Source organism: Thermococcus sibiricus MM 739 (assembly GCF_000022545.1).
GTDB lineage: Archaea > Methanobacteriota_B > Thermococci > Thermococcales > Thermococcaceae > Thermococcus_A > Thermococcus_A sibiricus.
Map to the genome: position 1 here is coordinate 1,024,562 of NC_012883.1, position 22,408 is coordinate 1,046,969.

Annotated in this window: 21 protein-coding genes; 10 read left to right on the forward strand and 11 right to left on the reverse strand. The window is 39.5% G+C overall.

What is annotated here, in order from left to right; all coding sequences use genetic code 11:
• Positions 1-18: 18 nt before the first annotated feature.
• Complete coding sequence (locus tag TSIB_RS05465; protein WP_048160351.1) at positions 19-1,101, forward strand: radical SAM protein; 1,083 nt, start codon at positions 19-21, stop codon at positions 1,099-1,101.
• Between the two features lie 76 nt (positions 1,102-1,177).
• Here TSIB_RS05465 and ileS read toward each other — a convergent pair whose 3' ends face one another.
• Positions 1,178-4,390, reverse strand: a complete 3,213-nt coding sequence (gene ileS / locus TSIB_RS05470) for an isoleucine--tRNA ligase (RefSeq protein ID WP_015849397.1) — start codon at positions 4,388-4,390, stop codon at positions 1,178-1,180.
• A 318-nt stretch (positions 4,391-4,708) separates the two neighbouring features.
• On the opposite strand from ileS, the gene TSIB_RS05475 reads away from it, so the two are divergent.
• A complete protein-coding gene (locus TSIB_RS05475) occupies positions 4,709-5,899 on the forward strand; it encodes a TIGR00529 family membrane protein (RefSeq protein WP_015849399.1) in 1,191 nt (396 codons plus the stop codon).
• A gap of 20 nt (positions 5,900-5,919) precedes the next feature.
• Here TSIB_RS05475 and TSIB_RS05480 read toward each other — a convergent pair whose 3' ends face one another.
• On the reverse strand, positions 5,920-6,987 hold the full coding sequence (locus TSIB_RS05480) for a DUF1464 family protein (RefSeq protein ID WP_015849400.1): 1,068 nt from the start codon (positions 6,985-6,987) through the stop codon (positions 5,920-5,922).
• Positions 6,984-7,253 carry a hypothetical protein gene (locus TSIB_RS05485; protein WP_148206174.1) on the reverse strand — a complete coding sequence of 90 codons (270 nt, stop codon included), beginning with the start codon at positions 7,251-7,253 and terminating at the stop codon, positions 6,984-6,986. The genes TSIB_RS05480 and TSIB_RS05485 overlap by 4 nt, the downstream gene beginning before the upstream one ends.
• A 72-nt stretch (positions 7,254-7,325) precedes the next feature.
• On the opposite strand from TSIB_RS05485, the gene TSIB_RS05490 reads away from it, so the two are divergent.
• Together TSIB_RS05490 and TSIB_RS05495 are read left to right on the forward strand one after the other, a co-directional pair.
• Positions 7,326-8,396, forward strand: coding sequence for a DUF835 domain-containing protein (locus TSIB_RS05490; protein ID WP_148206175.1), 1,071 nt, complete (start codon positions 7,326-7,328; stop codon positions 8,394-8,396).
• 49 nt (positions 8,397-8,445) lie between these two features.
• Positions 8,446-9,060, forward strand: coding sequence for a DUF116 domain-containing protein (locus tag TSIB_RS05495; protein WP_015849403.1), 615 nt, complete (start codon positions 8,446-8,448; stop codon positions 9,058-9,060).
• On the opposite strand, the gene TSIB_RS05500 is transcribed toward TSIB_RS05495, so the two are convergent.
• Positions 9,057-9,890, reverse strand: coding sequence for a DMT family transporter (locus TSIB_RS05500; protein WP_048160854.1), 834 nt, complete (start codon positions 9,888-9,890; stop codon positions 9,057-9,059). The genes TSIB_RS05495 and TSIB_RS05500 overlap by 4 nt on opposite strands.
• Positions 9,891-10,005: 115 nt before the next feature.
• Between TSIB_RS05500 and TSIB_RS05505 the strand changes: the two genes are divergently transcribed.
• From TSIB_RS05505 to TSIB_RS05525, 5 genes are all read left to right on the forward strand, one after another.
• Positions 10,006-10,557, forward strand: coding sequence for a 4Fe-4S dicluster domain-containing protein (locus tag TSIB_RS05505; RefSeq protein ID WP_015849405.1), 552 nt, complete (start codon positions 10,006-10,008; stop codon positions 10,555-10,557).
• Between the two features lie 5 nt (positions 10,558-10,562).
• Positions 10,563-12,437 (forward strand): aldehyde ferredoxin oxidoreductase family protein, encoded by a 1,875-nt coding sequence (locus TSIB_RS05510; RefSeq protein WP_048160352.1) that lies wholly within the window; start codon positions 10,563-10,565, stop codon positions 12,435-12,437.
• Positions 12,438-12,508: 71 nt separating this feature from the next.
• Positions 12,509-12,940 carry an OsmC family protein gene (locus TSIB_RS05515; protein ID WP_048160353.1) on the forward strand — a complete coding sequence of 144 codons (432 nt, stop codon included), beginning with the start codon at positions 12,509-12,511 and terminating at the stop codon, positions 12,938-12,940.
• Positions 12,941-12,982: 42 nt separating this feature from the next.
• Entirely contained in the window at positions 12,983-13,309 is a 327-nt protein-coding gene (locus TSIB_RS05520) for a hypothetical protein (RefSeq protein WP_015849408.1), read from the forward strand.
• Positions 13,293-13,514, forward strand: coding sequence for a MoaD/ThiS family protein (locus TSIB_RS05525; protein WP_015849409.1), 222 nt, complete (start codon positions 13,293-13,295; stop codon positions 13,512-13,514). The genes TSIB_RS05520 and TSIB_RS05525 overlap by 17 nt, the downstream gene beginning before the upstream one ends.
• Here the strand turns inward: TSIB_RS05525 and TSIB_RS05530 are convergent.
• Positions 13,511-13,795 (reverse strand): hypothetical protein, encoded by a 285-nt coding sequence (locus tag TSIB_RS05530; protein WP_015849410.1) that lies wholly within the window; start codon positions 13,793-13,795, stop codon positions 13,511-13,513. The genes TSIB_RS05525 and TSIB_RS05530 overlap by 4 nt on opposite strands.
• A 55-nt stretch (positions 13,796-13,850) precedes the next feature.
• On the opposite strand from TSIB_RS05530, the gene TSIB_RS05535 reads away from it, so the two are divergent.
• Positions 13,851-15,650 (forward strand): polysaccharide deacetylase family protein, encoded by a 1,800-nt coding sequence (locus TSIB_RS05535; RefSeq protein WP_015849411.1) that lies wholly within the window; start codon positions 13,851-13,853, stop codon positions 15,648-15,650.
• Here TSIB_RS05535 and cca read toward each other — a convergent pair.
• From cca to TSIB_RS05565, 6 genes are all read right to left on the reverse strand, one after another.
• Positions 15,647-16,996 (reverse strand): CCA tRNA nucleotidyltransferase, encoded by a 1,350-nt coding sequence (gene cca / locus TSIB_RS05540; protein WP_015849412.1) that lies wholly within the window; start codon positions 16,994-16,996, stop codon positions 15,647-15,649. The two genes, TSIB_RS05535 and cca, sit on opposite strands and share 4 nt — an antisense overlap.
• 11 nt (positions 16,997-17,007) lie before the next feature.
• On the reverse strand, positions 17,008-17,565 hold the full coding sequence (gene thpR / locus TSIB_RS05545) for an RNA 2',3'-cyclic phosphodiesterase (protein ID WP_015849413.1): 558 nt from the start codon (positions 17,563-17,565) through the stop codon (positions 17,008-17,010).
• Positions 17,543-18,022, reverse strand: coding sequence for a phosphoribosyltransferase (locus TSIB_RS05550; protein ID WP_015849414.1), 480 nt, complete (start codon positions 18,020-18,022; stop codon positions 17,543-17,545). The genes thpR and TSIB_RS05550 overlap by 23 nt, the downstream gene beginning before the upstream one ends.
• 86 nt (positions 18,023-18,108) lie before the next feature.
• A complete protein-coding gene (locus TSIB_RS05555; RefSeq protein WP_015849415.1) occupies positions 18,109-20,802 on the reverse strand; it encodes an adenosylcobalamin-dependent ribonucleoside-diphosphate reductase in 2,694 nt (897 codons plus the stop codon).
• Between the two features lie 185 nt (positions 20,803-20,987).
• Positions 20,988-21,428, reverse strand: a complete 441-nt coding sequence (locus tag TSIB_RS05560) for a ferritin family protein (RefSeq protein ID WP_015849416.1) — start codon at positions 21,426-21,428, stop codon at positions 20,988-20,990.
• A gap of 7 nt (positions 21,429-21,435) precedes the next feature.
• On the reverse strand, positions 21,436-22,296 hold the full coding sequence (locus TSIB_RS05565) for a cation diffusion facilitator family transporter (protein WP_015849417.1): 861 nt from the start codon (positions 22,294-22,296) through the stop codon (positions 21,436-21,438).
• Positions 22,297-22,408: the final 112 nt, after the last annotated feature.

The window sequence follows — 22,408 nt, forward strand, 5'->3', positions numbered from 1 at the left end:
GGAGTGAGGAGAAGAAACATGAAAGAGACAAATTACTATTCATACGTTGTTGGTGAGCTTCCAAAAGGATGTAAACTCTGTGTCAAGGGCACAAAATTAGTACTATTCACCACCGGAATATGTCCTAGAGAGTGCTTCTATTGTCCTCTTAGTCCCTGGAGGAGAGAAGATGTTAGTTATGCAAATGAACGGCCGATAAAAAATGTCAATGACATCATAGAAGAAGCAAAAATCCAGGAAGCGTTAGGAGCGGGTGTTACTGGAGGGGACCCACTCTCAAGAATAGATAGAACTGTCAAGTACATTAAAACACTGAAAGAAAATTTTGGAAAGAAATTTCATATTCATTTATATACAACCGGCCTTCTTGCAACAGAGGAGAACTTAGGAAAACTCTACGACGCTGGTCTTGACGAAATTCGATTTCATCCAGATATTTTTAATCCAAACTCTAATATCTTTCAAAGGGAAATAGAACACATAAAAGGCGCCTTTGACTTTGAATGGGATGTTGGAGGGGAAGTTCCTGCGTTTCCGGGACAAGAAGAGAGAATAAAGTGGTATGCCGAATTTTTAGATAAACATGGGGCAAAATTCCTAAACATAAATGAGCTTGAATTTAGTGAAACTAATCTTGAGGCCCTGCTATCAAGAGGATTTAGGACAGTAAGTGATGAGAGTTCTGCAATAAAAGGAAGTTTAGAATCTGGATTGACAATTCTGCAATGGGGTGAAAAGAATACGTCTCTGAATTATCACCTCTGTACAGCCAAACTTAAAGATGCAGTACAACTCAAAAATCGGCTTAAAAGAATGGCAAAAAACGTCGCCAGATCCTACATGGAGATAACCCAAGATGGGACACTTAAATTTGCAGTGGCTGAGTATGAGGACCTTATGGAGCTCTATGATCTCCTCGTAAATGAGGCAGAGGTTCCAGAAGAATGGCTCTACCTAAATCTGAAAAAAAGAAGGATTGAAATGCCCATAGAAGTTGCAGAAGAACTTGTCGGCGCTGTAGAAGGGGATGTAAAGTTTTATGTGGTTGAAGAATATCCCACATGGGATAGAATTGAAGTCGAGAGAATTCCGTTATCATAATCTTTTTCCTGACCTTCCTTAATGATCATTCAAACATCTATAAAATAACAAAATGAGATTATAAAAAAGAGAAGATTCATCCAACCTTCTCTATACCTATTTTTGCCTCCACTTCTGGCCACTCGACTACATATCCCCTTGGCTCTTCAAACTTAACTTCAATAGCCCGTGTTTCTCCCTTTATGTAATCAAGCATCTCTTCGAGAAGTTCTTTGTTTTCCTCCGTTGTCTCAACGTAAGCCATTATCCTATCATTTACGTCTAGATCCAGTTGTTTTCTCATCTCCTGAATTCTCCTTACAAACTCCCTCGCTAAGCCCTCCGTCATTAATTCCCTAGTGATGATCTTGTCAACAAAGACTTTTCCATGATCAAATTCTTCCCCTATTAAGAACTCTGGAAGCTCTTCTTCCATGATTATGTGTTCCTTCTCAATCGTAAACTCCTTATCTCCTACTTCTACCTTGAGCTTTCCTTGCATAAGTCTCTCATAAAGTTCTTTGCCATTCTGCTCACTTATCCACTTTGCAACTACCTTTGCATCTCCCTTGAAATGAGGTCCAAGTTTAGCAAAGTTGGGCTTTACTTTTATTTCCCTCTCAATTTTTGCCACTTTGACCTCCTTAGCATTCAATTGATCTCTTAAAAGCCGGTTGAGTCTCTCTACAGCTTTCTTAGTTATTTCATCTTCAGTTTCTACTATTACTTGCTTTACAGGGTAGCGAAGTTTTATTTTAGCTTTTTGTCTTGCTGCTGAGCCAGCTTCTACTATCTTTCTAACTATTTCCATCTCTTTTTCAAGATCTCCATCCACCCAGCTTTCATCTTTTTTCGGCCAATCTTCTAAATGAACACTTTCTTTATTGCTAAATGGCCTTATTAGGTTTTGATAGATTTCTTCAGTTATGTACGGTGTAAAGGGAGCCATTAGCCTGAGCAAGACATCAAATATTTTCCAAAGAGTCCAGTAAGCCGCTAATTTATCAGGATCATCTCTTTCAACCCATAGCCTTTTTCTTATGACTCTAACATACCATCTGCTGAGATCCTCTATAATGAAGTTTTCTATTCCTCTAGTAGCTTTTGTTAGATAGAAACTCTCTAGGCCATCTTCCACAGTACTGATTAGATTATTAACCTTCGAAAGTATCCACTTGTCTTCCTCTCTAAATGGAAGTTCCTCGGGATTAAGTTTAGTAGGATCAAAGTTATCCAGGCTCATGTACGTTGAGCTCAGTATATAGACATTCCATAGTATGTTGAGCATTCTCTTAACTTGGGCCAGACCTTTCCAGCTGAATCTAAGATTCTCCCATGGAGTAGTTGCCCAAAGCATATAGAACCTAAACGGATCTCTACCATCTTTTTGAATAACATCCTCAGGCCTTATTATATTCCCAAGGCTCTTACTCATCTTGTCTCCTTTTTCATCTAGGACATAACCATGCATTGCCACTTTTCTGTAGGGGACTGTGTCAAAAGCCACAACTGAAGCTGCCTGCTGGGAGTAGAACCACTTTGTAACCTGATCTTCTCCTTCTACAATGAAGTCTGCTGGCCATAGCCTCTCAAATAGATCTTTTCTCCTTGGATAATCTAAAGATGCCCAACTTGCTATTCCACTATCAAACCATACATCGAGCACATCTTTGACACGTTTCATTTCCTTGTTGTTTACTTTTATAACAAAGGCATCAACGTATGGTCTGTGAAGATCCTCTGGCCCTAGTTTTTCTTCTATGACTCTAAGCTTTTCGTCATAACTCTCTGGAAGTTCTATTCTCTCACCATTAACTTCAATGGCTACTGAAAGCTCAACAAGTTCTTCAAAAGTACCTACTATGTATATCTCCCCATCTTCACTACTCCATATTGGGAGGGGTATTCCCCAATATCTTTGCCTTGAGATACACCAATCACCTGAGTGCATGACACCGTTGTCATACCTTATCTTTACCCAATCGGGATACCAAGTGACTTTTTTGTCATTTTCTTCTATTATTTTGTCCTTAACTTTGCTTATCTTAAGAAACCATTGATCAGTGGCCCTAAATATGAGGGGTGTTTTACAACGCCAGCAGTGCGGATACTTGTGTTCTATTGTTCCTGCTTTGAGGAGAAGGCCCTTTTCTCTTAGGTATTCTACTATCTCTGGATCAGCATCTTTAACGAATTTGCCCTTCCACTTTCCTTCATAGTACCTTCCTTCATCATCAAGGGGTGAATAAATTGGAATTCCATACTGTTTTCCTATTTCAAAGTCTTCTTCACCATGGCCTGGAGCTGTGTGAACTAATCCAGTACCCTCTCCAAGAGTTACATGTTCACCGAGTATCAATTTATGGGCCCACTTGTATTTCTCTCTAAATTCTTTCTGTCTTGGATATTCCTCTAAGAATGGATGCACATAGCGGAGCCCTTCCAGTTCTTCACCCTTGAATTCTTCCACTATCTCCCCTTTAGCTCCAGTTTCTTCGAGAATTCTCCCAACAAGTGCCTTTGCTACTATCCAATATTCTTCTTTCCCTTCATGAGATACCTTCACCTTTGCATACTCATATTCCGGATGAACTGTAACGGCCAAGTTGGCTGGAAGAGTCCATGGCGTAGTTGTCCATATTAGAACATATTCGTTATCTTTCCCCTCTACTGGGAATTTTACATAGATACTAGGATCTTCTCTTATTTTGTACTCTCCTCTTACTTCATGCTCTGCTAAAGCCGTTTCACATCTAGGACACCAGTGGAGAACCCTTTGGTCTTTTTCGAGAAGACCATTTTCCCATGCCCTCTTTAAAGTAAACCATGCAGATTCTATATACTCATTTTTGATTGTCATGTACGGATTATCCCAATCCATCCAAACTCCGAGCATTTTAAACTGCTCTGTCATGATTTTAAGATTAGTTAAAGCAAAATCCCTACACTTCTTTATGAAGTTCTCAACTCCCACCTTCTCTTCTATATCTTTCTTGTATTTCAATCCTAGGGCCTGTTCAACTTTAACTTCTATTGGAAGGCCATGCATATCAAACCCTGGTTGTCTTCTAACATTGTACCCTTGCATGCTTCTGAAACGTATGACCATGTCTTTTATTATTTTGTTCCATGCAGTACCTAAATGAATGGCACCACTTACATATGGGGGTCCATCAAGGAAATAATAATCAGGGCCAGTTTCTCGGGCTTTTTTTACTTTATTGTAGATTTCATTTTCCTTCCAGAGCTTTTCTATTTTTTCTTCTAAGACCTGTGGATTATATTCTTTCATCTCTGGCTCTTTTATCATATCAAAAACCTCCTACAGTTTATAGAATAGACTATGTTAGTAGAATAGCCCAAGGAATCATGGGCAAAATGCAAAGCAAAGGATAAAACACTCCCCCCTCATGGGCATCGGTCAAAATTGTGGGGTTTTGTTTATAAATCTTTTGCCAAAACTTAACAACAAATAATGAAAAACAAGCGTAAGTATTCGCTTCTGTAAGTCTCTCTTCTTCGGGCCTCCCCCTTAACTTCAATATTAACTCTTTGGTGTTAAAACTGGAGATAATTTTATAAACCTCGCTAAGATACTCATCTACACTTTAATATCTCGGTGAAAAGCATGAATGAGATCCTTTATCTTTTGGTATCATTTGGAGTTATCATCGGATTCATCAGACTAAGGATAAACATCGGGATATCAATACTTCTAGGATCTCTCCTTTTGGGAGTTCTTTTTGGTTTAGGTCCCAAAAAACTTCTCACTTCTCTTTATATTTCCTCAACTGAATGGTCTACAATGCGGCTTATTATAATTATAGTTTCTATAACGGCTCTAACTGGCATCTTTTCTCAAATAGGATACCTAAAACTAATGGAAAAGGCCACAAAAGATCTTTTCCCAAATGAAAAATATTCTCTAGCCGCCCTTCCTGCTTTAATAGGATTACTACCAATGCCTGCTGGAGCCTTAGTTTCTGCCCCTATGATAGAAACCATCGCTGATAAACTTAATGTCTCACCAGAGAGAAAAACCATCATCAATTACTGGTTCAGGCACATTTGGGAACACTCTTGGCCCATGTATCAAGCGATAATAATCGCATCAGCCATTTTAGATATAAGTGTTAGAGAATTTAGCACTAAAATGTTTTTGTTAACACTAGTTATGGTCTTAATTGGATACCTTTTTTTCCTGCGACCAATAAAATCACAAGAAGATAAAAATAAAAATACAAAAAAGGGATTAAAGCTATTTCTTAAAAGCACCTACCCCATTATGGTAATAATCCTCGTCTCCATTGTTTTAGGTTATGATATGGTCTATGGTGCCCTTATTGGATTCTTATCCGCTTTAATACCTCACTTTAATAAGATAAACCATAAAGAAGTCGTGAAATATGCACTTCAACCAAAAATAATATTTCTCCTGTTTTCCGTTATGTATTTCAAGAAGCTCCTAGAGGTCACCGGAGCTGTTGAAGCCCTACCCAAAACAATCATAGAATTAAATCTACCTGTTGTACTTGTAATAGCGTTAACTCCATTTTTGATAGGATTAATGACGGGAATTAGTTTTGCTTATGTTGGTATGGCCTTCCCCCTCTTGCTTCCTTTCTTCACAAGCTTTGATAAGATAGCCCTTGCCTACTTAAGCGGGTATATGGGGATGCTCTTTAGCCCGATTCACCTATGTTTAGTATTTTCTGCAGAATATTACAACGCAGACCTGGGTAAAGTTTACAGAGAGATGCTGCTCCCAGGGTTAGTTCTTTTCCTTTTAGGAGTGGCTTATATTTCCTTCCTCCTCTAAACACCAAATGATGCCTTAATTCAGAGACCCAGAGGGAACTTCACGTAGTCAAGAATGCTCCCCCTGCTCTTCCTTATCTCCACGTGCTCCACGAGCTCTTTAAATTCCCCGCCAGCGAGGCCGTCCGCTATTATCGCACTTCCTTGAGCGGCCTCTTTAGCTTTACCTTCAAGACCCCTCTGCTTGACGACTGGAAGACCAAAAAGCTCCTCAAAGGTGTCTTTGACATCCTTTCTCAGCTCCTCTATGCGCATCAATCTGCCCGATAGGACTATTTCTCTGGGGTTGCGTACAATGGCTAGCTCAGCTGCGACTGCCTTAATGAAACCGTCCTTCATCGCCTCCCAGGCTCTGGAGAAGGACTCCTCATCGAGCCGTTTGGCGAACTCCTCTGGGGGGAGGATCTCGTTGGCCGCTATCACTGTGGCCCCGCCCCAGAAAAGGTGCCACTTCTCCACCTTCCCTAGTAAGTAAGCAACCTCACCGTCGAGGGCACCGCTGTTCACGTAAGCCGGGCCGGGGAATATTGTCCCCCCGATGCCGTCAACGATTTTCCCGCCCTTAACACCTCCAGCGTAGTTGTAGCCAAAACCAACTTCGAGGAGGACGAAAGAGACATCGTTATACTCAACGCCAAGTCTCTTTGCCTGGTCGTATATGCCGAGCACAGTTATCGCCATCTTGTCCGCTGTTCCCATATCGATCTTATTGTACTTCCTCCACTCCGGAACCGTCGGGAGGTGAATAACGCCCGGAATGAACCAGACGTTCATGTCCTTCTCTGCCATCTCATCTACCATCTTCTGCAGCCCTATGAGAACAGGAATTTTTTTCATCTCCTCCCCTCTCACGAGCGTCATCTCGAAGCGGTCTTTATCCGTCAGCTCGCTTATGTGCTTTAGCGGGACCCCATAGCCAGAGGGCCCGATTATAAGGTTTGCATCGAAATTTTCTATCACCTTAACTATCTGCTCCGGTTTTTCCGCAACTACCTCGCTTGGAAAAGTTAGATCAAGCCTTATCCTCCCATCCTCAAGCCCGATAACATCAAAGCTCTTTGTCCCTGGATCAACGCCTATGACCCTCATGAAAAACCACCACTCTGGATTTTGGCCTTATTAAGAAAGGGAATGGTGTATTTAAAAACTTTCCCGCCGCCCTTGTCCTTCTCGAGCTTGCTGACGACGATGAGATTATCGATCCTGAGGATCAACTTAGAGCGGAGGAAGAGCCCTGGCTGAGTGAGGAGTACATTGAAAAAATCGTGACCATAGTGAACGAACAGGGGAGGCACTTCAAGGCCAAGCTGAAGAGACCGGAAGAAGAGGTTGAAAATCTTCACTAAATTATGCACTACTCAAAAACAGTGCCAAAGAGACAAAAAGTTATTATAACAGTTAAGCTATAATACTAAAAGGGAAATGCAATGAACCAAATGGTGCTCCTCCTTGGCCAATCCCTCAGCCTTTCGGCAAAAATAGTGGGAGCTTTATTTCTCGCCTATACTTACTGGAAACACAAACGAGAACCTGCCCTTTATTGGTTTCTTTCTTGGGTTGCCGCTGCTTCTTCGATATTTGCCGACATAAGTAGGAATATATACATACTTTCGCTATCAGGAGCCTTTTGGGCAACATTCTTGTTTTATGGAACACTCATCCTCCTAGAGGAAAATGAGATTGTAAGTGGGAAAATAAGAGGCTGGTGTTGGAAAACACTATCAGCAATTCCTGTTGCAACGAGCTTATACGGGATTCTAATCGGTGTTATAGGCTATTCTTCTGATTGGTTTGCCCTTCTAGGCCTGCCTTATGCAGTTTCAGCCCTTTTTATCGTAGTCTCGGGACTCATGATATTATCCGCTAGAGAATTTTACAACAATAAGGCTCTTTATCTGGGAGGCATTCTCTTCGTTTATGGACTTCACCAGCTCGACTTCCCAATTTTGAGGCTCGTGGAGTGGTTTGCCCCGATCGGATTTGCCCTTGGGTCGATATTTACGGTTCTCTCTGCCTACTTTATGATAAAATTCGTCTTTGCAGAGGAATTCATAAGGGTTGAAAAACCCTCTGTGGAAATTTACTTCAAGCCAGGAGTGATGATAATCAAGCCTCTGGAATATACTACAATAAAAGAGAAGCTCGAAAAAGTGTCAGCGCTGGCATTTGTTAGGGACTTAAAGGCCCCAAAGACATGGAATACATTTTTCGTCTCAACTACAGAGGTAAGAAACTCCGTATCTCCCACTAACTTGGCTTTCATAATTGATACCTCTGTTAGATACCTCAAAGAAGCCAAAAACAAAGGATTTGGAGGAGTTATTATTATAGACTGTCCGGAGTACCTAAAAGCATACAATGGATTTGAATCATTGGCAAAATTCTTTGCTTCATTAAAAGATTTCACGATTTCATATGAAGGAACTCTTATATTAGTGATTGAAGAAAAGGCTTGGGATGAAAGAGAACTACAAATCCTAAAGAGAATACTTGTATGAGTCCAAAAGTTTATAACTTTAAATTCCGTGCATTCCAAAAGGTGAAAAAATGGGAATTGAAAACATAATAGCAAAATTGGCCTCAATTGGGTCCGACCTAAGCACACGAAATGCAGTTAGAATGGCCCTATCCCTAATAAGCGAGGATGAAGAACTCACCGATCAAATTTACGTCGAGATAAAAAATAAGGCATACAAAGAGGACTTCACAAGAATACCTATCGAAAAACGTGCCGTTTTCATTCCACAGTGTCTAAGGAATGTAAAAGAATGCCCTGCTGAATTTGGCGAATATGGTTGGGAATGCACAAAATGTGGGAAATGCGCTATAGGTGAGATAATCGAATACGGGGAAAAGCTCGGCTACAAGCATTTTTACATAGTTCCTGGAGGAAGTTTAGTTAAGAAAGTACTCAAAGAGAAAGTTCCAAGGGGTGAAATAAAAGCAGCAATTGGAATAGCATGCTGGCCCGAGCTGGCCGAGGCCAGTGAAAAACTTTCCATCTTAAAGATTCCCCTCCAAGCTGTTCCATTACTAAGAACAGGATGTATAAACACGATAGTGGATATCAAAAGGGCCAAAGAAGTTCTGGAAATTGGAACCAACCTAAAAGTACAAAAACCACTAACTTCCCCCGATACAAGTCTACAGATTAGCTTTTAACCAATATCCCCTCTTATTTCATTCCATATTGCAACTAGAATTAATATTGCCCCTAGATACCCTCTTAAACTCAACACTTCCCCTATAGTCAAAAATGAAGAAATATGTCCAAATATAGGTTCAGCTGAATAAATCAATGCTGCTTTATGGGCTTTTGTTTCTTTTTGATACTTTATCTGAAAAGTAAAGCCAATTACTGTTGCTAAAACTGCAGTGTAAAGTATTCCAACCAATGGGGCTGTTTCTCTTGAGAAAGCGAATCCTTCTACAATTAAGGCATAACTCAATGAAAATACAAAATTCCAGAATATTTGCCAGAATGCCAAGCTTAAATAATCCTTTTCCTTAAACTTATGGACCAAGACTATCTGAAATGCAAATGAAATTGCACAAAGAACTGTTAATAGATCCCCATAATTAAAGTGGAGTGTTGCATCCGATATCAAATATAAACCAACTATAGCAGCACCCAAAGATAGAAAATCCTTACCCTTCAACTTATCTCCAAGGAGCCCATAAGCCACGAAAGGAGTAAAAACAACGTAGAGAGAGGTTATAAATGCAGAATTCGATGCAGAGGTATACTTCAACCCAACGATTTGAGAGGCATGTCCAAAAAACAAAGTAGACCCTAAAACAAAACCCTCAAAAAGTGTTTCTTTTTTCAGAACCGTTCTACCAAAAAATAGTAACATAAGAAGGGAAGCAACGCCAAAGCGATATGTCAAGAAAAGAACTGGAGAGAGATATTCAAGACTAACCTTCATGACCGGAAAGGTAAGCCCCCATATGACTGTAATTCCTAGAAGGACCAGTTCTGCTTTTTTCATGTCTCTTTTTACAAGAATTAGGATTTTTAAATGTTTCATTCAGAGATTAGTTTGAACGCTCTAATTTGCATAATCTTTATATAAAAAGAAAACATAGAGTATTTTTGGTGATATTGTGAGTGAGAATGAACCCCAACCCCCCCAGCATGAAACTTTCGAGAGAGTTTGGATTTTAATAACCCCTGATAAATGCAGTGGCTGCAGGCTATGTGAAATAACATGCTCTTTAGAACATGAAGGAATTATCTGGCCAGAAGCATCAAGGATAAGAGTTTTTGAGCTCTTGCCTGGCGTTAATGTGCCTCAAACTTGTGTTCAGTGCCCCGACTATCCATGTGTAAAAGCCTGTCCGGTGGATGCTTTAAGTGTAAATGAAAAAACAGGCGCGGTTCTTGTTGATGAAGAGAAATGTATAGAGTGTGGTGCGTGCATTACAGCATGTCCAGGAAAAGTTCCGAGAATTCCAACAGACAAAGGGAGCGTAGTTATATGTGATCTCTGTGGAGGAGAACCCAAGTGTGTTGAAGTCTGTCATGAGGCCGGTCATGATGCTCTAAAACTAGTTAAAGGAAACTACAGATCTGTTTTCAAGACCTTTGCAAAAGAGCCCATAGAGAAAAGCTTTGAGATTGCAAGAAAAATGTACGGAGAAGAATTTTTAAGGTGATGAAAATGAACGGTTATACCGGAAAGCTTCTTGACATAAATTTAACAAAGGAGAAAATAAAAGAAACTAAACTTGATGAAGAGATTCTTAAGAAGTTCTATGGAGGCAGAGGGTTAGGTACCTACCTTCTCTGGAAAGAGCTCGGAGATAGATGGGAGACTGTTGACCCTCTTGATGAGGAGAACTTGCTCTTGATTCTAAGTGGGCCTCTAACTGGTTATTATCCCGGAATGAAGACTGCTGTTATTTCCAAATCCCCAGAAAGCAACGGTGTTGTGGGGAGTGTACTAAGCAGCGAAGTCGCTTTGGAACTTAAAACTTCGGGCTATGATGGAGTTATAATACGGGGAAAAGCTAAAAGCCCCGTATATCTTTTTGTCCACAACGATACCGTGGAGATAAGGGATGCAAATAAATACTGGGGTATGGGAGGAACTGAACTCTACAAAACCCTTCTTAAAGAAGTTCACGAAGAGATAAAAAAGAAAGAAATGCTGAAAGGAATCCCAAAAGAGCCTGCAATGATGTATATAGGACGAGCTGGAGAGAACCAAGTGCGTATTGCTGCCATAATGACAAAACTTATGCATGCGGCTGGCTATGGCGGTTATGGAGCCGTTATGGGAAGCAAGAATCTCAAAGCCATACTCGTAAAAGGAAGCAAAGCCCTTCCAGAAGTTTATGATAAAGAGAAAGTAAAGATCCTTTTAAGGGAGTTTTGGAAAAAATCATTCTTATCAACCACATTTAGAGAATGGGGGACTGGAGCTGGAGGTTATAGTGTTGGCCACGATCGCTCAAGTGAACCTATAAGAAACTGGCAAGAAGAGTATCACAATAACGAAGAGATAAGCGTAGTTAATTTCGAGGATAGAGCTTGGATAAAGAAATACTGGGCCGACTATGGATGTCCGATTAATTGTATGAAGATTTCATACCTTCGTTACGGCCCATACAAGGGAGCAATTACAGATGCACCTGACTATGAGCTCCAAGCATACATGGGGAGTAATCTTGGAATATTCGAGCCAGAAAAAATCGTTTATCTATCATACCTTGTGGATGAACTCGGACTAGATGGTATAAACGCCGGAAATACTTTGGGATTTGTGGCTGAACTTTACCAGAGAGGAATTCTAACGAAAGATGATATTGGTTTTGAACTTAATTGGGGAGATGAAAAAGCTTTTGCAAAACTTTTGCACTTAATAGCCAATAAAGAAGAGATTGGTGAGATATTAGCAGATGGGACATATAGGGCCGCATTAAAAGTTTCCAAAATAAAAGGAATAGATGTCACAAAATACGCTGTCCACGTGAAAGGAATAGGTATCGGAGCACATGGAATAAGAAGCGAGCTTGATTACACAAAAGATATCAGTTATGCAGTCTCAGTTCAAGGTGGGGATCACACTTCAACAGCAGGCTTGCCAGCTAAAAGTTATGAAGGCGAAATGGTCAACACCTTCTATGACTCAGCTGTAATATGTTTCTTCGTCACACAACCAGGCTTCGAGAATATCCTAGAGTTTGGAAACGCAGTAACTGGTTTTAACATAAGTCCCGAACAGTGGCTGAATGAAATCGGAAGAAGAATAATACATCTCCAAAGGATCCTTCTCCTCCTAGGGGGCCCGGATGTTTACTGGGATCCAAGAAAAGATGACGATAACCCCCCAAGGTTCTACGAACCATTGCCAAGTGGACCCATGAGAGGAAAAGCACCAAGCGAGGAAGAGATAAAAGCAAAAGTGAAGCAGTACTATGAGGAGATTGGCTACGACGAAAACGGCATTCCGAAGGAAGAGGTTCTTGAAGAACTTGGGCTTGGCGAGGCAAAGAAAGAAATCAAAAGAATCAAAAGACACTTGAACATTTAACGTTTCTTTCTAAACTTTTAGTTTTGGTGAATCTTTTAAAGCACTATACCCAAAAATTTAACGGTGATGTTATGCCTGAGTACAAAGATATGGTTCTGAAGGTCGTGGGGGAAAGGCTCTCCCCGATGAAGATGAAGGTCAGGGCCGGGAATTTTGAGATGGTGATGGACAAGCTCGGTGGGGAGGCCCCGAGCCCGATAGAGTACGTCCTCGCCGCCCTTGCCGGCTGCATAAACATAGTCGCGACCCTTGTTGCCCAGGATATGGGGATAAACATCGAGGACTTAAGCGTTGAGGTTGAAGGTGTCTTTAATCCAGCAAAATTCCTTGGCCAGGAAAATGGAAGAGCAGGCTACAAGGAGATTACGGCCAAGATTAAAGTAAAGACCGATGCTGACGAAGAGACTCTTAAGAAGTGGCTTGAACAAGTTGAAGAGCGCTGCCCAGTTAGCGATAATTTATCAAACCCAACTCCAATAAAAGTTGAATTTGAAAAATGCTGAAGATTTTTAAATTCTCTTTTCTATTCTTTTCTGGTGAGATTAATGTGGCGTGAAAAACTAAGACAAGGCTTTCTTGAAAATGATAAAATCATGATTGAGCTTAGCATAGGAGGGGAATGTGGAGAATGGTTCCCGAGCCTAGCTTTATATGATAAGGGGAAAGATATGTGGTATTATTTTGATAACGACATCCTCCCTGGAGCAACTGAAGAGGAAGCATTAGAGAATGCAATTAGGTTCTTTGAAAAGCTAATTATAGGCTTAGAAAAACCTAAAATAAAGAGTTCACCCTTAAAAGAAGCTCCCGAGGAGGTATACACAAAGCTAAGGGAATTATTGGAGGAGCTTAAGAATGAAGATAAAGGTTAGGCTCTATGGGGAGCTCGCTCTAAAACACGGTGCAGAGGTTGAAATAGAGATTGAAAAAGAAGCAACCGTTGGGGATATACTTAAACTCTTGAGAATAAGCGAATCAGAGCACCATTTAATTCTGAATGAAAAGAAAGTTTCGAAAAATCATCCACTAAAAGAGGGTGATACTTTAAAGGTACTCTCGGTAGTTTACGGTGGTTAACTCTCTCCCAAACCCACGTCTTCTCCAAAGGTGAGCGTTAGATAGAGCTCTACAACTCCTTTTTTGATATTTTCTAGGATTTTCTCTTCAAATCTTTCTATCTCTTCAGGAGAAAGATATCTACCTTCCTCTAGAACCTTTATTTTCTGGTTCTGCCTGTCAAATACAATTGTTCTTTCCTCAATCACAAGGGGAACATACCTTATTCTAACACCATAAAGCTCTTCTGCATAACCCGCTTTACGACTTATATGCTCCAGATATAATTTTAGCCTTTCCATAAAATCACCGCAAATCTTAATACCTCCCTCTCCTTTAAACCTTTAAGGTGGTATAATGTATCAGAAGTTTGGTTATCATTTTCATGGATATCAACCAGGTGATATTATATATATCCACGATGGTTCTGGATGGGATCCAATAAAGTATTCAGAACGTTTAAGCCCTGTTTCTTTGAAAATAAGAGACATAGAAGTAAATTCCAGAAACTGGACAAGAACAGTTATTAAAGCATATGAATATACTAGTGATGCTTTAGGATCCTTAAAGCCCCACTCAGTAAGCGTCGATTTTGAGCCGTTTACTCTCTATATGATTCTCAGATACAAGCCGAAGATATATGGAGAAATAGTTGATCTGCTCATGAATAAAGTCGAGCCTGTTCCTACAACATCTTTTCATCCGATAATGCCTCATCTCAGTACTTTCGAACAGGAGATCCTTGCAAAAATTTCTTTTGATTTTTATGAGCCTTTTATCAAAGATAAGAATGTTGTTGGGTACTGGCTTCCAGAAAATGTTATAACAAAGGAAACCGCCAAAATTGTTGCTGAATCCACGCAAAGGGAGGTTTTATTCCTCTTGGATGAGAGACAGTTCGTTGGTCTTCACTTTCCCCAAGCAAAGTTCTCTTGCAACACCTACAAATGTGACGACAAAATAGTCTACGTCTTTGGAAGGGATCACCAGCTGAGCGATGCTTTTGCATTTAACACACTTGACGCTAATGGTCTTGTAAGAGCCGTTGTAGAGGGAAAGGTAGATGTCTTCAAGGAGAACTCTGGTATCCCCTACTTAGTTTACTTAGCGAGCGACCTTGAAGCCTTATTAAGCAATCCACAGCAACTGGATAAGTTCTTAAGCTGGATATCAAAACTCGAAGAAAGAGAAGTTGAAGTAATCAACGCGGTGGATTTCATTAGAAAAAAGAAAAATGGAGAGTTCCAAAAGCTAGAAGGAGAATGCAGTGAGTACTTTAGAATCAATATCAAAGATTACTCAAGCTGGAGCGATTATTACGATTTAAGTGTCGATGGAAGAACAAGTGACATAAGATGGCTTGGTATGAGAAGGGAAGACGGAAGAGTAATTAATCGCATCTATAAAGATAGAAAAGTTTCACAACTCTGGAAGTTTGCCTTTACAAAGCTGTTCAGAGAGCTTAACAGAAGTATACGCTTTGGTGTAATTGACCTAGTCCGTAAATATCTCCCAGAGGCAAGTATAGAGAATATAAAGGAATTTCTAACAAGATATGCAAGGATATTTTTCAGAGAGCATTATGAGTACTTTGAAATGGATACGACAGTTGAGTACGTAATGGAACCTCTAAAGGGCATCGACCCAACGTTGGCTCTAAAACTTGGAAGAATATACTACATAATGCTTCTAGCAAACCATTCAGATCCTAGATTCTGGGAAAATATAGATACAAGAGTAACCTTTGGAAACGTTTCCGCAATCAGCAAGGCTCTAATAGAACTCATGAAGGTCTACATCGAAGAAAACATGTACGAAAAAGCCAACTATCTCTTCCTGGAATATATGAAACTCCTTGCTTTCCCACAGCTTTATTACGATTATGAACTCTTCAAAATGCCAGGACTGGAAGGATGGGAAACTACAGAAAAAGCATGGTTCGACAGCCTGAAAAGCGAAGTTCCAAACTGTGATTACAATGTGATAACAAGAGGTGCTCTTTATGTTGGAAATGAAGATCTTCCTGAAGACATAAAAGGGGCTTTAGAAGTGCTTTACGACTTAAAGAAAGCTGTAGCTGACACTGGACACATTTCCGGAGAGATGCACGGCGATTGGGAGAATAAAAAGTGGTGTGAACATCGGGCCAGAGTTTAGGCCTTTACATTCCACTTTTCTTTGCTTAAAAAGAGATATGCTTCTTCCTCTAGTTCATGAGGCACAAAGTTTATTAAAATATCTGCATTTTTTACGCTCTCTCTAATATTCTTACCCAATGAAATCTGATCTTTAGCAAAGAGATTTTCAATGACCTCCACCACTCCTTCTTCAACAACTTTCTCTGAATAAAGTCTTTTCCCTCTTATCCATACTTTCTGGTTTTTTCCATAAAAATCTAAAGCTCTATTAGTAAGAAATTCTGGGCCTAGTTTTAGTTTTGTCCTTGGCCGGTTTATCCTATCAACCTCGAGCATGATGAAAGCTTTATCTTTATATCCCCAGTTCAAATCAAAAACTTCAAAGCCTTCTTTTTTCAAGCTTTTTTCGAGGCCTTTTGCACTTCTCTCAAGCTGAGGAATGAGAACATCGTCTACGAGCTCGGGTTTTGGAAAGAGAATAACAATTAAGTTTGTACCTTTCTCTCTAAGCAAGACTTTGTAATCCCCAATTTTCTTTTTTGACGGGAAGAAAAACTCGAGTTTTAGATTTTCTTTAAGTTCCATTGCCTTAAAGTAAAACACTCCAAACTTTTCCCAACTTAATGCAGAGGCAACGTTCCTTCTAGGATCTACAGGATCTATAACTACCAATGGCTTTTCTCCTTCTCTTTCTATGGTTTTGTACGCTATTTCTGGTTCCTTCTTAAGCCACCCTTCCAAGTCTATTATTTTGATCTTCCCTAAAAATTCGATGTTTTCCATTAACTTCAAAAAAGAGCCATATTTTATTATCAAAAGCTCAGTCAGATATCCCGAGAATCCTCTTACATAAACTTCACTACCATAAGCATTTATCCCTTTTAAAAACCGCTTTAATAACCTAACTTCATCGTTTCTGCCGTTTAAATGCTCAATTACCCACTTTGTATGAAGTATTGATCTATCAACAGCAGTTCTAACCTCTTTCCAGCTCTTCACATTATAACACGGGACAATGTCAACGTCAAAACCTTTATAGATGGCCCTTACATAGGGATGCTCAGCATAAGTAACTTCATAATTTTCAAAATGGTTCCCGATGGCTTTTGCAAGCTCCAATCCTCTTTTTCTTAATTCTTCTAGAGAATAATCAAGAGGAAAGGCTAAGAAAAGATCAATATCATGGTCTCCAGAAAGATAAGTATCTTTGGCTATTGAACCCACAAGATGAAGAGTAACCTCACTCTCAACTTTTTCTATTTCGGCTTTTGCAATATCTACTACTTCACGTATTACTTCATTAATTAATCTCCTCTCTTCTTCGGAGGGTTTTATCATTCCTAAAACTTCCTCTAACAGCTTCATCAAAACTCCACCTAATCTTGCAATTCAAATCTTGCAAGAGTCTCATATATTGGACCCTTTGGTGTAAGAGTGCTCTTTTTAAGTTCTATTGCCTCAACTTTAAACTTCCCAAACTCTTCATTAGATAGCTCCTTTAATACCAACATGAGCCCCACTTTGTCTTTTACGAACTTTACTCTACCTATTGTTATATGAGAGACAAAATTCTTCTCTCGTTTAAACCCGAGTTGGAAAAGGGCATTGTCTATTTCTTCCGCCATCTTCTTTATCTCCTCATCGTTATCCACTCCAGCCCAGATGACCCTCACATAGTTATAATTTGGGAAAACTCCTACTCCTTTTGCATTCACTTCATGCTTTTTGTGATTCTTTGCTATAGATTCAAGAATTCGTTTAATATCTTCAGCCTGTTCTTCGGTTATCTCTCCCAAAAATTTCAACGTGATGTGGATGTTTTCTGGTTCTACAAACTTGATTTTTGCAGACTTCGTCCTATCTATCTTCTCCTGAATCTCAACTAATTTCTTTCTAACTTCATCATTAATTTCAACGGCTATAAATGCCCTCATCTCTAACCACCACAGGGAATTCTTCCCACGGAAAAACTATCCATTTATCTGTTCTAAATACATAAAAATCCGGTACCACTAAAGTCCAAGGTTTCATGGCAAGGCAAGCAACTTTAATGTCCTTTGCACCTTTTTTCTTTACTTCATCGATGACAACTTGAAGAGTCTTTCCGGTATCGCTAACATCGTCAACTATAACTACTCTTTTCCCTTCCAAACTCCCATGAATGGGGATCGTTATTTTGGGTTCTTCTGCTCTCTCATCGATTCCCTTATAAAACTTAACATCAATAACCTTAAAATCAACATCTCCAAGGATGTGGCTGAGTCTCACTGCAGGGATTAAGCCCCCTCTAGAAATACCTACAATAGTATCAGGATTGTACCTTCTTAAAACGTCAGCCAGTGAAAATATAGCTCTATCCACCTGCCACCATGTGAGATAAACTTTGTCCATTTTCTCACCCTCCTTTATTATATGGTAGAGTAGAATAGTTCGAGTTTAAAAACCCAGCGTTTTATGAAGAAATTTTAAAAAAGAAGTTAAGAGATAACACACTTACTCCAGCCACATTTAGGACATGTAGCACATCCACTCTCCATTCTGAGTTCTACCAAAGCACCATCTTTTTCATAACAAATTGGACAATATACAATTCCAATGAGATCCTTTATCTTTCTTTCGTTACTTGAATTTTCTTTTATTGCAGATGCTTTTCCACTTGGACTCAAAGAGAAACTAGGAATTTCCTTTCCATTAGTCCCATCAATTATTGCTTCAATGTCAATGAGCTTGTTAATCCACGGTTCCCTTTCAACTATTTCTCTAAGTATTTTCTTTGCATATTCACTTGGTTTTGCTGAAATACGTTTTCTTTTTTCTCCTTCAACGTTATACACCTGGATACTCAAACTTCCATCTCTATAGACTGTGACACCTTTACATCCAAGTGCATGTGCCAATAGGTAGGCGGCTTTTACATCCTCCACTGTAGCATCATTTGGCATGTTTATGGTTTTACTGGCACTATCTGTAAGCCAAAGCTGGATACTTGCTTGAGCCAAAAGATGATCAAACCAGTGAATATCCATAGCAGTGACAAAAATCTTTTGTACATCTTCAGGGATTTCTTCTAACCCTTGAACGCTTCCATAATTATCACTTATTTTTTGAAGGATTTCATCGGTATAAAGGCCACGCTTCTTAAGCTCAGCTTCAAAGATTGGGTCAACGTAATAAAATTCCCCCACAGTAACACTTTTTTTGTAAACCAGAGCAAATATTGGTTCTATTCCACTAGATGTGTCTGCGATCATGCTTACACTTCCTGTTGGAGGGCATGTTGTCACCATTGCATTTCTAACTCCATATTTTCTGAGGTCTTCTACAAGTTCATCCCAAGGGAGATTCCATATTTCCTTGTGATAGTACCCTTCTATTGGTAGTTTCCCTTCGGGATATTCAGTTTTATGATACAATGGGAAAGGCCCCCGCTCTTTCGCTGCTCTTATGCTGTATTTATAAGCATAGAAGGTTAGATACTCTGTGGCTTTTCTCATGAAATCATACCCTTCCTTACTGTTATATCTTATGCCAAGTTTAAAGAGTGCATCTGCCAGACCCATAATGCCAACACCGATTCTTCTTGAGAGCTTGGTGTTGTAGTCGATCTCGGGTAATGGGAATTTATTAACATCTATAGCATTGTCAAGATACTTCGCCACTTTCATTATAACCTTAGCATACTCATCCCACTCAAAGTATGGTTTTCCTTCATCATCGTATTTTACAAATTTCGCAAGGTTTATGGAGGCCAGATTACATGATTCGTAGTCGTAGAGAGGCTCTTCTCCACATGGGTTGGTTGCACGGATTTTTTCACCCTTAGCGGGCACCAAAACGTTTCTTTTGTTTATTACATCAAAGAAGACCACACCTGGATCAGCCTTTGCCCAGGCCATATATGCTAACTCTTCAAAAAGACTCCTAGGATCAATTTCCTTTACTTTCTTTCCAGTTCTTGGGTTAATTAGGGGATATTTCTTTCCTTCTTTAAGGGCCTCCCAGAAATCGGCCCACATACCAACACTTATGTTAAAGTTACTCAAAATATTCGTTCCAACATTCTGCTCTTTTGCGTGGATGAATTTTTCAATATCTGGGTGCCAGACTTCAAGGATGCCCATGTTTGCCCCTCTTCTCACTCCACCCTGTTTTATCACATTGCTAACAGCATCTATGAGGTGCATGAAGCTAATTGGTCCGGAAGCTGCCCCAGTTGTCGTTCCAACTAAATCTCCTTCGGGACGAATTTTTGAGAAATTAAGACCAGTCCCCCCACCCATTTTTTGTATTATAGCTACATCATGGGCAGCTTTCATTATACTCTCCATATCATCCTCTATTGGAACAACAAAGCATGCAGAAAGCATTCCCAAGGGCCTTCCTGAGTTTATTAAAGCAGGAGTATTGGGCATGAAAACCTGATTTACCATTAGATTAAAGAATTCCTCAATGACGCCCTCGTATTTGTCAAACTCGCCGTTTTTAAGCATGTTCAAGAACTCGTCGATACTTACCTTCATTTTTCCTTTTTCTGCCAACTCTCTGTAGAGGTTTACCATTCTTTCGAATTGATACTTGTTGAGCTTAAAGCGGCCTATGGTATAAATACTGTCAAAATTCTCAAAGTTCTGTAGATAGTATTCAACTCTCTTCAAGTCTTGGATGTAAGTTCCTTCTTTAGAGAACATTCTCTCGTCATATAGGAGATCTGGGATTGCCGCTAAAATAGCTACCCTCTCAAAGAGCTCTTTGGGAGTTTCAACGATCTTTCCTTCCTCATTCTTTATGAGATATCTGCTTGCCAAAACCCTCAAACCATTTATTGAAAAGCGCTTGTCTATTTCGTCAAGCTTTTCTTTGTTGAGGATTTTTCTTTTCTCCTCTCTAATTTCTGCTTTTTTCTTTCTGTAGATTATGTAAGCTTTGGCAACCTCAAAAAGGCCATTTCTCATTAATTCAAGCTCCACTATATCCTGAATGTTCTCTATGTGGGGAACCTGCCCTTCATAAAGCTCATTGATCCTATCAATAACATCCTTCACAACCTTATCGAGAAGATTATCATCCCTAACCCCAACTTCCCACATTGCCCTTTGTATAGCCCATCTTATACGGCTCTCATCGAAAGGCACGATTCTACCATCCCTTTTCATCACTTTTTCAATTGCCATATAAACACCCCTGTCACTTTATTTTAGTATTTGTGATACCTTGTATAAGTATCAGTATAAGATAGTGAGTAACAAAGGTAAATATATCTTACTCCACTATAGATTGCCAACATGACAAACAGTGAAAATTAATTCTGTCGGAATAATAAAAAATAGAAAATGAAAAAGTCGGATATTTTATCCAACTACTTACCCAAACTTTCATATATTATCTTCAATCTGTAAGCATGTTTTAGTTCTTCCTGACTCATCATTCCAAAGATTTCTTTTAAAGAACCTTTCATTATTTCACCAAGCTTCTTATATAACTCATAACTATGTTTTTCTCTGACTAATGCCTCTAAGATCAGATCCTCAATACTTTCTGGCTCTGCTCTAGTGTCTTGGAAATAAGGTTCTAGACTTAAAGTTTCCAAGTAATCTACAACTGGTGTATTCTCAAGACTACCACTTTTAAGAAAGTTTTCTATTGTTTGTCTATGTCTTAGTTCCTCACTAGCAAGCCATTGAAAATGTTCAATCAAAATAGGATTTTCATACGTAGCAAACGTTTCTCCAAGCTTATATAAATTGTAAAGTTCATTTTCCTGGTGAATTATGTTTTTGAGGAGTTCCTCAACTTTCATGCTCTCACTACTCCGTTATTCCCTTAATATCAACATGAACAAATGCCAATTCAACTTCTTCAAGCCTTTCAATACGTTTTTTGACAGTTTCACTTATATCATGGGCCTCTTTAAGTGTGAGCTCAGGAGGCACTTCTATATGAAGCTCAACATGGAGCCTCGGTCCTACATAATGGGCCCTCAGATCATGAACGTCTACAACTCCAGTAACACTGAGTGCAGCATTTTTAATTTCCTCTAGAATCTCATGAGGGGCAGATGTACCTGTTAAATAACCTACATTTTTGAGAACAATTTCAACAGCAACTTTTCCGATTAAAATAACTACAACTACGCTCGCTAAAGCATCACCATACCTGAATCCAAATCTTTGAAGTCCCAATCCTACTAAAACTGCCACGCTACTCAATGCATCGCTTCTATGATGATAAGCATCGGCTATGAGGATCTGATTATTTAGTCTTCTTCCTACCTTCAAAGAGTATTGAGTCATTGCCTCTTTTGAAAATATTGAAAGGAGTACCACCCCAATCATAATAGCATTTACTTCAATTGTGGAGTCCCCAAAAATTCGTTTTATAGCATCCTTCCCTATCTCATAAGCAACCAAAAAGAGTGCCATTCCGATAAAAAATGCAAAAAAAGATTCAAATCGTGAATGACCGAATGGATGAGTCTGATCTGCAGGTTTTGACGCAATTTTTGCTCCAAAATATCCAAAAATACTGGTTATAACATCCGAAAGAGAATGTACACCATCTGATATTAAAGCTAGACTAGAGTATAGGACTCCTACAGTAATTTTCACAATAGCCAAGACAATATTTCCAAATATGCTCACGATCAAGGGTCTATAAATTATTTCCATGATATCACCACAATTGAATCCCTCAGTCCGTCACTCCTTCATCACAAATCAGGTAAGGCTGAACTCCTCATTGGGTGTTATAAAATTCTTCACATGTTTTTAAAGGTTTTTT

What these genes read in the sequence shown, in the direction of transcription:
- TSIB_RS05465 (WP_048160351.1), top strand. Translation starts at nt 19, where the DNA reads ATGAAAGAGACAAATTACTATTCATACGTTGTTGGTGAGCTTCCAAAA.
- ileS (WP_015849397.1), bottom strand. Translation starts at nt 4,390, where the DNA reads ATGATAAAAGAGCCAGAGATGAAAGAATATAATCCACAGGTCTTAGAA.
- TSIB_RS05475 (WP_015849399.1), top strand. Translation starts at nt 4,709, where the DNA reads ATGAATGAGATCCTTTATCTTTTGGTATCATTTGGAGTTATCATCGGA.
- TSIB_RS05480 (WP_015849400.1), bottom strand. Translation starts at nt 6,987, where the DNA reads ATGAGGGTCATAGGCGTTGATCCAGGGACAAAGAGCTTTGATGTTATC.
- TSIB_RS05490 (WP_148206175.1), top strand. Translation starts at nt 7,326, where the DNA reads ATGAACCAAATGGTGCTCCTCCTTGGCCAATCCCTCAGCCTTTCGGCA.
- TSIB_RS05495 (WP_015849403.1), top strand. Translation starts at nt 8,446, where the DNA reads ATGGGAATTGAAAACATAATAGCAAAATTGGCCTCAATTGGGTCCGAC.
- TSIB_RS05500 (WP_048160854.1), bottom strand. Translation starts at nt 9,890, where the DNA reads ATGAAAAAAGCAGAACTGGTCCTTCTAGGAATTACAGTCATATGGGGG.
- TSIB_RS05510 (WP_048160352.1), top strand. Translation starts at nt 10,563, where the DNA reads ATGAACGGTTATACCGGAAAGCTTCTTGACATAAATTTAACAAAGGAG.
- TSIB_RS05515 (WP_048160353.1), top strand. Translation starts at nt 12,509, where the DNA reads ATGCCTGAGTACAAAGATATGGTTCTGAAGGTCGTGGGGGAAAGGCTC.
- TSIB_RS05520 (WP_015849408.1), top strand. Translation starts at nt 12,983, where the DNA reads ATGTGGCGTGAAAAACTAAGACAAGGCTTTCTTGAAAATGATAAAATC.
- TSIB_RS05525 (WP_015849409.1), top strand. Translation starts at nt 13,293, where the DNA reads ATGAAGATAAAGGTTAGGCTCTATGGGGAGCTCGCTCTAAAACACGGT.
- TSIB_RS05530 (WP_015849410.1), bottom strand. Translation starts at nt 13,795, where the DNA reads ATGGAAAGGCTAAAATTATATCTGGAGCATATAAGTCGTAAAGCGGGT.
- TSIB_RS05535 (WP_015849411.1), top strand. Translation starts at nt 13,851, where the DNA reads ATGTATCAGAAGTTTGGTTATCATTTTCATGGATATCAACCAGGTGAT.
- cca (WP_015849412.1), bottom strand. Translation starts at nt 16,996, where the DNA reads ATGAAGCTGTTAGAGGAAGTTTTAGGAATGATAAAACCCTCCGAAGAA.
- thpR (WP_015849413.1), bottom strand. Translation starts at nt 17,565, where the DNA reads ATGAGGGCATTTATAGCCGTTGAAATTAATGATGAAGTTAGAAAGAAA.
- TSIB_RS05550 (WP_015849414.1), bottom strand. Translation starts at nt 18,022, where the DNA reads ATGGACAAAGTTTATCTCACATGGTGGCAGGTGGATAGAGCTATATTT.
- TSIB_RS05555 (WP_015849415.1), bottom strand. Translation starts at nt 20,802, where the DNA reads ATGGCAATTGAAAAAGTGATGAAAAGGGATGGTAGAATCGTGCCTTTC.
- TSIB_RS05560 (WP_015849416.1), bottom strand. Translation starts at nt 21,428, where the DNA reads ATGAAAGTTGAGGAACTCCTCAAAAACATAATTCACCAGGAAAATGAA.
- TSIB_RS05565 (WP_015849417.1), bottom strand. Translation starts at nt 22,296, where the DNA reads ATGGAAATAATTTATAGACCCTTGATCGTGAGCATATTTGGAAATATT.